Source organism: Flexivirga aerilata (genome assembly GCF_013002715.1).
Taxonomy (GTDB): domain Bacteria; phylum Actinomycetota; class Actinomycetes; order Actinomycetales; family Dermatophilaceae; genus Flexivirga; species Flexivirga aerilata.
Map to the genome: position 1 here is coordinate 86,938 of NZ_JABENB010000002.1, position 12,142 is coordinate 99,079.

The 12,142-nt window shown below is 70.4% G+C and carries 12 protein-coding genes; 3 read left to right on the plus strand and 9 right to left on the minus strand.

What is annotated here, in order from left to right; translation table 11 throughout:
• Positions 1–6 precede the first annotated feature (6 nt).
• Positions 7–1,152 (minus strand): lysylphosphatidylglycerol synthase transmembrane domain-containing protein, encoded by a 1,146-nt coding sequence (locus HJ588_RS12265; RefSeq protein ID WP_246242426.1) that lies wholly within the window; start codon positions 1,150–1,152, stop codon positions 7–9.
• The gene (locus HJ588_RS12270; protein ID WP_171155969.1) at positions 1,149–1,958 is read right to left on the minus strand and encodes a PIG-L deacetylase family protein; all 810 of its coding nucleotides are present in this window, start codon (positions 1,956–1,958) and stop codon (positions 1,149–1,151) included. The genes HJ588_RS12265 and HJ588_RS12270 overlap by 4 nt, the downstream gene beginning before the upstream one ends.
• 102 nt (positions 1,959–2,060) lie before the next feature.
• On the opposite strand from HJ588_RS12270, the gene HJ588_RS12275 reads away from it, so the two are divergent.
• On the plus strand, positions 2,061–3,143 hold the full coding sequence (locus HJ588_RS12275) for a glycosyltransferase family 4 protein (RefSeq protein ID WP_171155972.1): 1,083 nt from the start codon (positions 2,061–2,063) through the stop codon (positions 3,141–3,143).
• Positions 3,144–3,155: 12 nt separating this feature from the next.
• Here HJ588_RS12275 and HJ588_RS12280 read toward each other — a convergent pair whose 3' ends face one another.
• Positions 3,156–3,452: a hypothetical protein gene (locus tag HJ588_RS12280; RefSeq protein WP_171155974.1), complete on the minus strand. Its 297-nt coding sequence runs from the start codon at positions 3,450–3,452 to the stop codon at positions 3,156–3,158.
• The gene (locus HJ588_RS12285; RefSeq protein WP_171155976.1) at positions 3,449–4,861 is read right to left on the minus strand and encodes a PspC domain-containing protein; all 1,413 of its coding nucleotides are present in this window, start codon (positions 4,859–4,861) and stop codon (positions 3,449–3,451) included. Before HJ588_RS12285 ends, HJ588_RS12280 begins: the two co-directional genes overlap by 4 nt.
• Before the next feature lie 125 nt (positions 4,862–4,986).
• On the opposite strand from HJ588_RS12285, the gene HJ588_RS12290 reads away from it, so the two are divergent.
• Positions 4,987–6,228, plus strand: coding sequence for an ATP-binding protein (locus tag HJ588_RS12290; RefSeq protein WP_171155979.1), 1,242 nt, complete (start codon positions 4,987–4,989; stop codon positions 6,226–6,228).
• A gap of 5 nt (positions 6,229–6,233) precedes the next feature.
• Positions 6,234–6,896 carry a LuxR C-terminal-related transcriptional regulator gene (locus tag HJ588_RS12295; protein WP_425483553.1) on the plus strand — a complete coding sequence of 221 codons (663 nt, stop codon included), beginning with the start codon at positions 6,234–6,236 and terminating at the stop codon, positions 6,894–6,896.
• Between the two features lie 21 nt (positions 6,897–6,917).
• Here HJ588_RS12295 and HJ588_RS12300 read toward each other — a convergent pair whose 3' ends face one another.
• From HJ588_RS12300 to HJ588_RS12320, 5 genes are all read right to left on the minus strand, one after another.
• Entirely contained in the window at positions 6,918–8,135 is a 1,218-nt protein-coding gene (locus HJ588_RS12300) for an ABC transporter permease (RefSeq protein ID WP_171155983.1), read from the minus strand.
• Positions 8,132–8,812 carry an ABC transporter ATP-binding protein gene (locus HJ588_RS12305; RefSeq protein ID WP_171155985.1) on the minus strand — a complete coding sequence of 227 codons (681 nt, stop codon included), beginning with the start codon at positions 8,810–8,812 and terminating at the stop codon, positions 8,132–8,134. Before HJ588_RS12305 ends, HJ588_RS12300 begins: the two co-directional genes overlap by 4 nt.
• Positions 8,813–8,821: 9 nt before the next feature.
• Positions 8,822–10,402: a hypothetical protein gene (locus tag HJ588_RS12310; RefSeq protein WP_171155988.1), complete on the minus strand. Its 1,581-nt coding sequence runs from the start codon at positions 10,400–10,402 to the stop codon at positions 8,822–8,824.
• 67 nt (positions 10,403–10,469) lie between these two features.
• Positions 10,470–10,961 (minus strand): hypothetical protein, encoded by a 492-nt coding sequence (locus tag HJ588_RS12315; RefSeq protein ID WP_171155990.1) that lies wholly within the window; start codon positions 10,959–10,961, stop codon positions 10,470–10,472.
• A gap of 156 nt (positions 10,962–11,117) precedes the next feature.
• Positions 11,118–12,113, minus strand: a complete 996-nt coding sequence (locus HJ588_RS12320; protein ID WP_171155992.1) for a helix-turn-helix transcriptional regulator — start codon at positions 12,111–12,113, stop codon at positions 11,118–11,120.
• Positions 12,114–12,142 lie beyond the last annotated feature (29 nt).

Sequence of the window (12,142 nt, forward strand, 5' to 3'; positions counted from 1 at the left end):
CACAGTTCAGGCGCGCGCCGCGCCCGCCTTCGGCGAGGTCCACCAAGCCAGCCAGCCGAGCGCCCCGAGCGGGATCTCGGCCAGGTGGGTGAACACCATGAAGACGAAGACCCCCGCGGTGGCCGCGGCCGGGCTCGCCCCCCACGTCACGAGGATGCCGAAGGCGCTCACCTCGGTGAAGCCGAGGCCGCCCGGCGTGATCGGGATCGCGGTCATCAGCCGGCTGATCGCGTAGGCGGCGAACAGGTCGGCGACCGGCAGGTTGACGTGGACCGCGTCCATCACCCGCCAGAAGAGCAGGAACCAGATGCCGAGCTGACCGATGACCCCGAACGACATCGGGAACCAGCCGCGCTTGGTGATCGTGCTCATGCGGGCCCGCTGGTCCAGCAGCATGTTCTTGACGTGGAGCGGCTTGCCCTTCTTGTCACCGCGCCGCAGCCGGGCGATCAGGTGCCCGAAGCGGTCGTCGATCTGCCCGCCCAGCCAGGCGGTCCAGCTCGGCCGGGTCAGCGCGACCACGAAGCCGATCAGCAGCAGCAGGCCGATGATGCCGCCCCACCAGGCGCCGCGGCGCACCAGGCTCGGCATGGCGTCGGTGGACGAGGAGACCGCCGCGATGCCGGCGAGCGGCAGCGCGACCCGGAACAGCACGTTCCACAGGCCGCTCACGATCAGCCCGGTCGAGATGTTGCGGCGGGCGAACCCCCACGACCGCAGCATCAGATAGCTGGACGCCATCCCGACCGCGCCACCGCCCGGCAGCAGGTTGCTGACCGCGGAGCCCGAGACGTTAAGGATCGAGGCCTTCACGTGCGACAGCCCGGGCAGCGCCGCCGACAGGGTGAAGGTGTAGACGGCCAGGCCGAGCACGGTGAGACCGAAGAGCTCTAGGCAGGTGCGCGGCCCGACCAGGCTCAGGTGATGGCCGATCTTCTCCCACGAGGTCTGGGTGACCACCGGGAGCAGCACGATGATGACCGCGGCTAGGCCCAGGCCGAGGACGGCGTTGAGCACGAGGCGCCAGGTGAGCTTCGGCATCACCGGGTCGGCGCCGTCCTCGTCACCGGTCTGGTTGTCGGCGATGATCTCGTCGATGTGGACCTTGCGGGTGTGCTCGGCCGCGTCGGCACGCCGTCCCGAGCTCCTCATGGCAACCCCGCAAAGATGTCGTCGCTCACCGGGCCGGTGTGCGCAGGGTCGCGGAACCATTCCCGACCGAATACCAGATCATAGATCGGCCGCGGAATGCGCAGAAACAGGGCCAGCGTGCGGTCGGCGCCCTCGTCGGCCGCCGCCTGCGAGGCGTGCGCCGCCATCGCCGCCCGCTTCGCCGGGATCTGCCGTCGTACGTCGATGCGGTGGGTGACCTGCGCGCGCGGGGTGAAGGCGCGCTCGTAGACACCGAGGTCGAAGTCGGCGGGGAAGCGGTAGAAGTGCCCGACGCACGAGATCACCCGCGTCAACAGCTCCCGCGGCACCGTCGCCTCCAGGACCCGCGGCGTTCCAGCGAGTTCCGCGGCCCGGGCACCGACCTCGTGCACCTTCACGTGATCGCGGTGCCCGTAGCCGCCGGCCGCGTCATACGACATCAGGACGTCGGCATGCTCCTCACGCAGGATCGCGGCGAGCAGCTGCGCCGCCTCCTCGGTCGTGGCCCGCCCGAAGCGCTGGCCGCCCGGCGGGTCCGCGGGGATCTCGCCGGTCATCCCGGAGTCGGCATAGCCCAGGTGTATGACGCGAGCCACGCCCATCGCGGTCGCGCTGCGCGCCAGCTCGGTCAGCCGGCGGTCGCCGAGACCGTCACGCAGGTCGTCCGAGGTCAGCCCGAGCGCACCGTCGGTCGCCACCACCAGCACGACGCGGTGCCCGGCAGCCGCGGCCTTTGCCAGCGTGCCGGCGGTCAGCAGCGCCTCGTCGTCGGGGTGCGCGTGAAAGGCGACCAGGGTGCGGGACATCCGTCCTATCCTCGCGCATCGGGTTGTCAGTTCCCGACGTCCCTGCGCGTCGTGTCGTGGGGGAGCGCTGCCGGAGTGATCGGTGCACGGACAATACGAGCCATGAGGATCGCGCTGGTCTCCGACTGCTACCCGCCGCGGCTGGGCGGCATGGAGACGCAGGTGCACGGCCTCGCCACCCACCTGCGGGCGGCCGGCCACGGCGTGGAGGTCTTCACGATCACGCCGGGGCCGGAGCAGCCGGTCGACGGCGTCACGGTGCACCGGCTCGGCCTGCAGCGGGACCTGCCCGGCGGCTGGCTGATCAATCCGGCGGCGGCCGGGCGGCTGCGCGCGGCGCTGCGCGCGGGCGGGTTCGACGTCGCGCACGCCCAGCTCGGGGTGGTCAGTCCCTTCGCGATGGACGGCGTGCGGGTGGCGCTCGGCCTCGGGCTGCCGGTCGCGGCGACCTGGCACAGCGTCACCGCGCGCGCCGAGCCCTTCGTGCGCGCCCTCGGCTATCCACGGCGGTGGGCCGGCCGAGGGGTGGCGTTGTCCGCGGTGTCCCCGGTGGCTGCGGAGCCGATCCGCCGCGCCGCCGGTGCGCGAGTCTCGTTGCTGCCCAACGGGATCGACACGTCGTTCTGGTGCCCGCCGGCAGCTCCCGCCCCGCGCCGGGACGGTGCTCTGCGGGTCGTCTCGGCGATGCGGCTCGCGGTGCGCAAGCGTCCGCTGCCGCTGCTGGAGGCAGTGCGCGAGGCGCGGGCGAGCGGGGCCGACCTGCGGCTGACGATCGCGGGGGAGGGGCCCCTGCGCGGCCGCCTGGAATGCTCGGCGAGCGATGCCTGGTGTGAGCTGCCCGGCCGGCTCACACCGGTGGAGCTCCGCGAGCTCTACCGGTCCGCCGACGTGTATGTCGCACCGGCGCACCTCGAGGCCTTCGGCATCGCGGCGGCCGAGGCGCTCGCGACCGGTCTGCCCGTGGTCGCGCCGCGCAGCAGCGGCGTCGCGGGTTTCGTCGAGCACGGCCGGACCGGGCTGCTCGTGGCGGACGACGCCGGATTGCGTGACGCGCTCGTGCGATGGGCGAGGGATCATCAGCTGCGGGAGAGCCTTTCGTCATACACCCGGCACGCGCGGCCGGGGCTCGACTGGTCGAGCGTGGTCGGGACGGTGATCGCGGAGTACGAGCGAGCGATCGGCTGACAGCGGCGGTGGTCAGTGCGGGTCGCGCGTCTCGGCGAGCCTGCGCTCGAACTCCTGGTCGCGACGCCACCGGGACACCGCGACGGACAGCCCGGCGAGGACGAGGAACGCGGCGCCCGCACCGGCCGCCAGCCAGACACCGAGCAACGCCCAGTCCGGATGGTCGACGAGCCGCCAGAGGGCGACCACGGCCGCGATCACCAGCAGCGCGACACCGTGGATGACGGTCGGAGTGTTGGTGCCGGTGATGGCATCGTCCGGCGTCGGAATCTGTTGCGGCACAGACTGACTCATCGAGTTGTCGGTCATTTCGCTTCCTTGATCTCCACGCCGCCCATGCCCACCCGGGCCTGCACGTCGATGGTCTTGGGTCCGTTGCCGACGGTCACCGTGCGCTTGATGTGCACGCCGCCGTAGGTCGGGTCGTCGCCGGGCCGGTTGACGCTGATGCCGCCGAAGTCGACGTCGCTGGTGACCCGCAGGGTGACGTTCTTCGGCGGGACGATCGTGAGCCCGCCGATGTTCACGCGGGCGTGCAGCGTGGTCCGTGCCGGCAGCGCGGCTGGGTCGATGCGGGACAGGTCGATCGTGCCGGAGCCGATCTTCAGCGCGAAGTTGTGCTGTGTGCCGGCGGCGACGGACGCGGGTCGCCACTGCTCGTCGCCGATCTCGCCGGTCCAGGGCATGCCCTTCGGCAGCAGGGAGGTGATCACGGCAAGCACCGCGACCACGGACGCGATCGGGCCGAGTGCACCGCCGCGGCGCCCCACTAGTCCCCCGATGACCAGGGCGAGCGCCGCGACGGCGACCCCGGCGGCCAGGCCCACCTGAAGGGCACTGTCGCCGTGGGAGGTGCCCAGCAGGAACGCGGCCGTGAAAGCGCCTGCCAGCACTGAGATTCCGAGGATGGCGAAGGTCGGTCCGGCGCCGAACGTCCGGCGCTTCGCCGGGCGCGACCACGCCTGTGTCGAGGCTGCCGGGGTTGCCGGGACTGCCGCGGTCGGCGCCATCGCCGGCACGGCGTATGCCGCGCCGGGCTTGCGCAGGTCCACCCCCGCTGCGGCCGCCCGGTTGCCGGCCGACTGCGACGGGACGGGTTCGGTGGCGCCGCCGGCCGCGCCACTGCCCGGCGCGGCACCGCCGGGCGCCGGGTGCGTCCGGTGGTCGGCAGCGGCCTCCCGCAGCTGGGCACCGAGCCGGTCGGTCCACTGCTGGCGAGTCTCGCCGTCGTGCCGGGCGCCCGGCCCCTTGCCGTTCCAGGCGAGGAATGCCCAGGCCAGCAGGCCCAGCCCGATCGCGGGGCCGCCGACGTTCCAGCCGGAGCCGAACGACCAGAAGACGCCGAAACCGCTGAACATCAGCAGGGCCGTGACGGCGCACAGCGCGATCGAGGAGATGTCGCCGTGCCGCAGCGCCTTCTCCGCGGCGATCGCCCCGTCCTCGTCCGGCAGCAGCGACCAGGCGAGGAAGTATGCCGGCACGCCCACTCCGAACAGGAACGTCGCCAGGATGAAGCCGGCCCGCACGATCAGCGGGTCGACGCCCCATCGCGCGGCCAGGCCGGCGCAGACGCCGCCGAACCACTTGCCGTCCCTGCGCCGGGTGATCCCGAAGCCGCGGATCGCGGTGAAGAAGCGGTCGATCGCGCCGGTGTGGCCGGTGCGGGGTGCGCCGCCGTGGCCGTGACCGCCGCCGTGCGGGAGGGTGTGCTGCGTCATACCCACCAATGTGTCGGTGCGACGCGGGCGCTGCCATGCGGGTCGACCCTGACGACCCCCTGAGCCGTCCCCGAAACCCGGTCGCACGGCTCGGAGCACGCGTGCGCGTGGGCCAGACTGGGCACATGAGCGAGGCGACCGGCACCCCGGAGCGAGCGCGGGCGGGACGTCCGCCGCTGGCGCGGCCGACGACGGGCCGGATGGTCGCAGGCGTGTGCGCCGGGGTCAGCACGCACCTCGGCGTGCCCCTGCAGAGCCTGCGCGTGCTCACCGCCCTCTCCGGACTGTTCCTCTTCGGGCTGCCGGTCTACGTCTTCCTCTGGCTGACCATGCCCGAGACCGACAAGCCACCGCTGATCTCGCCGTTCGAAAAGTCCCAGCAACGGGTGCCGAAGCGACGGCTGATCCTCATCGGGCTGCCGGTGCTGGTGGTGGGCGCGCTCGCGGTGACCGGCGGAGTGCGGTCGGCGGGACGGCTGTCGCTCACCCTGCCCTTGCTGGTCATCGCCGCCGGCCTGGTGCTCGTCTGGTCCCGGCTGGACCGGTCGGAGCGCCGCCAGTGGCTGAGCGCCGAGGACCGCCGGGAGACCCGCATCCGCACGATGATCGGCGTCGCGCTCGCGGCGTTCGGGCTGATCCTGCTGCTGTCGCAGGGCGGCGGACTCACCCGGCTGCGGGACGTCGCGATCGCGGTGCTCGTGGTGCTGGTCGGGGCCGCGATCCTGGGTGCGCCATTCATCGCCCGGCTCTTCGACTCGCTGCGCCAGGAACAGGCCGAACGCATCCGCGCCACCGAAAAGGCAGACATCGCAGCGCATTTGCACGACTCGGTGCTGCAGACGCTCGCGCTGATCCAGCGCCGTGCGGACGACCCCCAGGCGGTGCAACTGCTCGCGCGCGCCCAGGAGCGGGAGCTGCGCGGCTGGCTCTACGCCGACGATCGGTCCGCGGACAGCACGCTCGCCGCCGCGGTGGCCGCGGCCGCTCACGACATCGAGACCCTGCACGGCACGCCCATCGATCTGGTGGTGACCGGCGACAGGACACTCGACGAGAGCGGCGGTGCGCTGGTGCGCGCCCTGCGCGAAGCGCTCGCCAACGCGGTGCGGCACGGGGCTCCGCCGGTGTCGGTCTACCTCGAGGTCGGGCCGCGCCAGGTCGAGGCGTTCGTGCGCGACCACGGCAGCGGCTTCGCTCTCGACGAGGTGCCCGACGACCGGCTCGGGGTGCGGGAGTCGATCATCGGCCGCATGAGGCGGCACGGCGGTGAGGCGGAGGTACGACGGCGCGACGATGGCACCGAGGTGCGCCTACGGCTGATCGGCACCCCCGACACCGCGACCCAGCACGAGGAGAAAGAAGGATGAGCGGGATGAGCGCACGCGTGGTGCTGGTGGACGACCACCGGATGTTCCGGTCGGGGGTGAAGGCCGAACTCGACGACTCGGTGACCGTGGTCGGCGAGGCACCCGACGTCGACGCGGCGATCGCGGTGATCCGCGAGACGCGGCCGGACGTGGTGCTGCTCGACGTGCACCTGCCGGGCGGCAACGGCAACGGCGGCTCGGACGTGGTCACCGGGTGCGCCGGGCTGGAGACCGCATCCGGTGCGCCGGTGCGGTTTCTCGCGCTGTCGGTGTCGGACGCCGCGGAGGACGTCATTGCGGTGATCCGGGCGGGCGCGCGCGGCTACGTCACCAAGACCATCACCCCGGGGGACCTGGTTTCCGCCATACATCGGGTGGGAGAGGGTGACGCGGTGTTCAGCCCGCGGCTCGCCGGGTTCGTGCTCGACGCCTTCGGCGCGACTGCCGGCGAGATCGCCGAGGTCGACGAAGAACTCGACCGGTTGTCGGCCCGCGAGCGCGAGGTCATGCGGCTGATCGCCCGCGGCTACCAATACAAGGAAGTCGCCAAGGAGCTCTTCATCTCGGTGAAAACCGTTGAGACACATGTCTCCTCGGTGTTGCGCAAGCTCCAGCTCTCCAGCCGCCACGAGCTCACGAGCTGGGCGATGCAGCGTCGCCTGTTGTGACCCCAGCCGGCCTCGCGCTGGTCAGAGGTGCCCGATGGCGTCGACCGGATCCAGCCTGGCGGCGCGCCGGGCCGGCAATGCGGCACCGAGCAAGGTGATCGCACACGACACGACGAGGAGGAGGGCGAGGGTGGCGGGTCCGGGCAGCGCCAGGCGGTCGGGCAGGTAGGGAGCGACGTCGGGCAGCCCGCGCAGCCAGCCGCGCAAGAGAGCCCCGCCGAGCAACCCGATCACCAGGCCCGCCGCGGCAGCGAAGATCGCCGCGAGGAGCGCTTCGCCGAGGAAGATCCCGAACACCGCGCGGCTGCTGAAGCCGCACGCCTTGCAGATGCCGATCTCACGGGTGCGGTGCCGCACGAGTGCGCCACACAGGGTGAAGGCGCCGACGAGGGCGATCACCGCCACCGCTGCGAGCAGGACACGGCTCATCAGCCGGACGAACGACAGCACGGTCGGCAACGCCTGGAACTGCTGCTGCAGTGATGTCGCGCTGTAGCCGTCCGCCTGGATCCGCTGCAGGAGCGTCGGCACGTCGTCGGCGTTGTCGGCGACGACGGAGACCAGGTTGTAGCCGACGGAGTTCAGATAACTCGACGGTGTCGTGCCGGCGTCGAGCGCCGCCCACTCCACGGTGGTGTCCGGCGCGGCGTAGGCCGCGTTCTGGCCGTCGAGTTGCCACGACGGGTCGAACAGCCCGACCACCCGGACCGAGCGCTGCGCACCCTCGCCGTCATTGGTACCGACGCGGCGGGTGAGTTCCACCGAGATCGTCTTGCCGAGGGTGCTGCTCAGATCCTGGCCGTCGGCCTTGCGGGGCAGCACCACCTCTCCCGTCCGCAGCGGAAACACGTGCGAGCGGGCCGAGCTGACCAGCGGCGGTAGATAGGAGGGCCGGGGCGTGGACGCGGTCAGGAGCACCCCGGGCACGCCGGGACCCTTGTAGCCGAAGGAGCTCTGCACGCGGGGCTCGATCGATCGGACTCCGGGCAGGCGCTTCAGCTCATCGATCGTGGCAGGTGACAGCACCTTGGCCTCCGGCCCGGCGCCGTCCCGGCTGATCGCGATGCTGCGGTTGGCGGTGGACTCCAGGATGCCGTTGTTGGACGCCGCGGCGATGTTGTCGGTGACGCTGAAGGCAGCCAGGCACAGTCCGATCGACAGGCCCAGCAGGGTCGTCAGGCCGAACCATCGCCGCCACAGCGTCCGGAAGTTCTGGGCGGCGACGCGTGCGACGTTCATGACAGCGACTCCGTTGCCACGAGATGTCCGGCGTCGATGCGCAGCACCCGGTCCGCACTGCGCGCCACAGCGTCGCTGTGGGTGACCACCAGCACCGCCTTGCCGTCCGCAGCCACCGTCCGCAACAGGTCGAGCATCTGCACTTCGGTCTCCTCGTCGAGGCTGCCGGTGGGTTCGTCCGCGAGCAGCAGGTCGGGGCTGTTGACCAACGCTCTGGCCAGCGCGACGCGCTGCTGCTGCCCGGCCGACAGCTGGGAGGGCCGGTGGTCGAGCCGATCTGCGAGGCCGACCCCGGCCAGTAGGTCCGCGGCCGGTCCACGCCCGGCTCGGATGCCGGCGGCGTAGGGCAGCGCGACGTTCTGCCGGGCGGTCAGCTGCGGCAGCAGATTGCCCGCCTGGAAGACGAACCCGATGCGCGTCCGGCGCAGGCGCGCGGCCGCGGCGTCGGACAGATCACCGCAGGACGTCGTGCCGAGGGTGACCCGGCCCCCGTCCGGCCGCGCGAGAGTGCCGAGGATGTTGAGCAGCGTCGACTTCCCCGAACCAGAGCGGCCGACCAACGCCACGACCTCACCGGATCGCACGGCCAGGCTGACCCCGTCGAGCACCTCGACCGCTCCCGCAGGGCCGTGGAAGCGCTTGCGGATGTCGACGGCGTCCAAAATCTGATCGGTCATGTGGCGCCCCTATGCACTCAGGAATTGTTCGACGGAAACCGTGGTGCGCAAATCACAACTCGGCGGCTCCGAGTTGTCCCGATAAAGGTCGGGTAGACCGCGGCACCCGCGCGAGTCCTGGGCCATGACCCGCAAGGAGTCGAAATTCTCCCGTCCATCACCCTTGGTGAGCGTCAATAATGCCGTCGCCAGCATGGTGCGTTGGTCCAAGGAGAGAGTGGATCGGGCATCGAGTGATTTCTGAAAGGCACCTGCCGAGATCCACGACGGAATCGACGCGCGGCGCCCTGCCGCGGCGAGAGTGTTCACGACGGCTGCTTGAGAAACCGCTTGCTCGGGCGTCGCCGCCGGCCACTGCTGGAAGGAGGGCGTCGGCCCGGACGATCCCGCCTCGAAGCAGATTCTGCTCAATTCCGACCAGCCGACCGCATTGGTCGCGGTCACTGTTCGGGGAACCACGCTCTGATCGTCGCACAGTTTCTTGGCCCCGGCTCGTGCTTTCTTGTTTCCGGCAATGACGCTTCCACCGAGCGCGATAAGGAGTTCGGGCGGACGGCTTGCCACCTCGGGAAGTTTGCTGTAGGTGAGGAGAGATTGCGCCAGACGAGGGTCGGTGGGATTGTCCCCACGCATCCGCATGAGTCGCATCGCGTAGACCGAAGCGATCGCCGAACCGGCCAATTCTCCGGTGTTGCGGTAGAGGCCGTCCGGTAGACGACTGGCGTCGAGCCGTCGACGCGCTTCGAGGACATCGGAGGTTGCATATCCGGACCCGCGCATGACGGTGACGAGGACCTGCATTGTCGGAAGATCCGACGTGGCGACATTCGTGGTGTAAAGACCACAGGCGCCCGCCTTGTCGAGATGTCGGCTCGCGGTCGCCGTCCCCACCGCATCGACGTATGCGGCCGCGAGCTGCAAGGTCGTGGCACGGGCCTGCGGCTGCTGTGCGGCCAGAGTCGCGAGGTTCGGCACCGGCCCGGTGTATGCCGGAGCGCGTGACGGGTCGACGCGGCGAATGGCCTTCAGGGCCGCGAACACCGTCGACTGGTCCGACTCGGTGCGGGCGATCCCGGCAAGCCAGGCGGTCGACTGCGCGGACTGCGAAGCGTCCAGCCCGCCGAGCGTCTTGGTCGCGAACAGCGCGAGACCGGTGGCGTTCACGCGCGCGGCAAGGCTGGTGCCGTCCGGCGACCGGTAGGAACCGTCGGGCAGGCGGAGGCGCTGAAGGGCGGGGAGGTCGGCCTTGCTCAAGATCTTGTCGGCCCCGGCGGCGTACAGGACCGCCAGTTGGCCGTAGGCATTGGTGCCATAGGCGGCGAACGCCTCCGTGCGCAGCTTGCGCTGCATCGGCTCGGCCGGCGTGAGCCGCGTCGGAGCGCCCACGAGCGGTGCGGTGCTGACCCCCGCGACGTTCTCTCCGATCGACGCGCGCTCGGTCAGCAGATGCGGAGAGAAGTACAAACCGTTCGTGCTGCTCCGGATGACCTGCAATTCCTGGGTCGTCTTGCCCACGGGGCGCTGATCGGATCCGCACCCGGTGAGTGCGAAGGCGATGAGTGCGGTGCCGACAATGCTGGTCTTGAACAAGGAAACTCCTCAGAAACCGGCTCGGGACGTCTCCCGGAATGCACCGGGAGACGTCCACGAGGTCATGTCAGAATGCGCCGGCGTAAGCACACTTGGTGGAGACCAGGATGCTTGAATTCACCCGGCCCCACCCACAGCTGCGGGTGGAAACCCAGGCGGTGGACCAACTCGGGTCCATCACACCGGAATTGTCGGAGATCCAGGTACGGGTGTTCGTCCAGGTGACCTTACCGAGCGAGCTGCTGGTGAAGGTGATCGTGGCCGAGGGGTGTTTGCTGAGGGTGATGGAAAGGCTGCCTCCGTGGGCTTCGAGCTCCGCACGGTTGGAGATCGACACGGCATTGGCAGGGTTGGAGCCGAGCAGTTTCGTGGACGAGGTCCAGGAACACTTGTCCCAGTAGGTCCCGCAGTGCCACGCGTTCACCTGCCAGGTGTCACCGCCCGGCAGTCTGAAGCTGGTGGAGCCGCTGGTGGCGTCCGCAGCGGGTGAAGCGAGCATGGCACCGCCGCACATCGCGGCGGTGGCAACGATCCCGACAATCTTTCGGGTTGCAATCATTGTCTTGCCCTTCTTCCAGGTATCGAGGGAATTCCCTCGGCTCCGAAAAAGTACTGACGGGAAAGCGCCGTCGGGACCGGATGTGCTGACGCAGATGTGCCGCGTCTCGGGTGAGCCAGAAATTGACCGTTCTACAAATTGAGCGGCGACGTGAGGTCACGGGCGGCCCGGGCTCATTCGGGGGAGCGTGCTGGAGGTGACGGTGCCCGCCCAGCGGTTGAGTGCGGCCTTGCAGCCGAGTTCGAAACGGCTGCGGGCAGACGTCTTGAGGAGTAGATCGGCCACCACCCGGGAGACGGTCCGACGGGAGATCCCGAGCCGGTGGGCGATCGCGTCGTCGGTGTGACCGCACGCCAGCAGCGTGAGGATCTGCTGCTGGAGGCAGGACAAGGAGGAGTCGGCGCGGTCGCTCGGCGGGCCGGCGGACGCCCAGAACTTCTCGAAGGCGACCGCGAGCGGTGCGGCGAGGAGCGGGGACCTGGCGGCTGCGCCGTGCAGCGTCGAACCGTCGGGATCCCGGTGACAAAGGACCGCGACGCTCCGGTCGACGATGACCACGCCAAGCGGCAGACTCGTCACGGTGCGCACCTCGCAGTCGGCGGCGCGCAGACGAGCCAGCGCGGTCAGCATTGCGTCCTCCGCGGCGTGGTCGTCGACGAGCACGCGAATCTCCACGCCACGACCTGCGGCCGCGACGGCCGCCGCCGTGAGGTCGAGGATGCAGCTGCGGCCGATACCACTGTCGAGCACGAAAGCCGCTGACGACGCAGCCGACTCCAGGAGCTCCATCAGGCACGAGCCCAACCGGGCATCGTCCAGCGCCTGGAGTTCGTTGCTGCTCGGCCCGATTGCCGTGCCGTGGGCCCGGGCAAGGATGTTGCTGCGTGACAGTTGCATGGCCAGGCCCGCCAGCAGGCTCTGCTGGAAGGCGAGGTCGTCGCGCCGTACGGCGTCCGAGTGGCGCGCCACGACGCGATCACCGACGCGTTCGATCAGCCCCATCGCCGTGAGACGGCGTACGCGCGTCGTGCACTCGCCAACGGACTCGCCGAGTCGTGAGGCGACGGCCTCCACGGTGAGTTGCTGGTTGCTTGCGATGACTTCGTATGCACGCGCGTCGGCGTGATCCATCACCGGTTCTGTCCACGACATCGTGTTGCCCCCTCGATGTGGCAGCTGAC

Excerpts from the sequence above, each read along its gene's own strand:
- HJ588_RS12265 (WP_246242426.1), bottom strand. The coding sequence starts at position 1,152 with ATGAGGAGCTCGGGACGGCGTGCCGACGCGGCCGAGCACACCCGCAAG.
- HJ588_RS12270 (WP_171155969.1), bottom strand. The coding sequence starts at position 1,958 with ATGTCCCGCACCCTGGTCGCCTTTCACGCGCACCCCGACGACGAGGCG.
- HJ588_RS12275 (WP_171155972.1), top strand. The coding sequence starts at position 2,061 with ATGAGGATCGCGCTGGTCTCCGACTGCTACCCGCCGCGGCTGGGCGGC.
- HJ588_RS12280 (WP_171155974.1), bottom strand. The coding sequence starts at position 3,452 with ATGACCGACAACTCGATGAGTCAGTCTGTGCCGCAACAGATTCCGACG.
- HJ588_RS12285 (WP_171155976.1), bottom strand. The coding sequence starts at position 4,861 with ATGACGCAGCACACCCTCCCGCACGGCGGCGGTCACGGCCACGGCGGC.
- HJ588_RS12290 (WP_171155979.1), top strand. The coding sequence starts at position 4,987 with ATGAGCGAGGCGACCGGCACCCCGGAGCGAGCGCGGGCGGGACGTCCG.
- HJ588_RS12295 (WP_425483553.1), top strand. The coding sequence starts at position 6,234 with ATGAGCGCACGCGTGGTGCTGGTGGACGACCACCGGATGTTCCGGTCG.
- HJ588_RS12300 (WP_171155983.1), bottom strand. The coding sequence starts at position 8,135 with ATGAACGTCGCACGCGTCGCCGCCCAGAACTTCCGGACGCTGTGGCGG.
- HJ588_RS12305 (WP_171155985.1), bottom strand. The coding sequence starts at position 8,812 with ATGACCGATCAGATTTTGGACGCCGTCGACATCCGCAAGCGCTTCCAC.
- HJ588_RS12315 (WP_171155990.1), bottom strand. The coding sequence starts at position 10,961 with ATGATTGCAACCCGAAAGATTGTCGGGATCGTTGCCACCGCCGCGATG.
- HJ588_RS12320 (WP_171155992.1), bottom strand. The coding sequence starts at position 12,113 with ATGTCGTGGACAGAACCGGTGATGGATCACGCCGACGCGCGTGCATAC.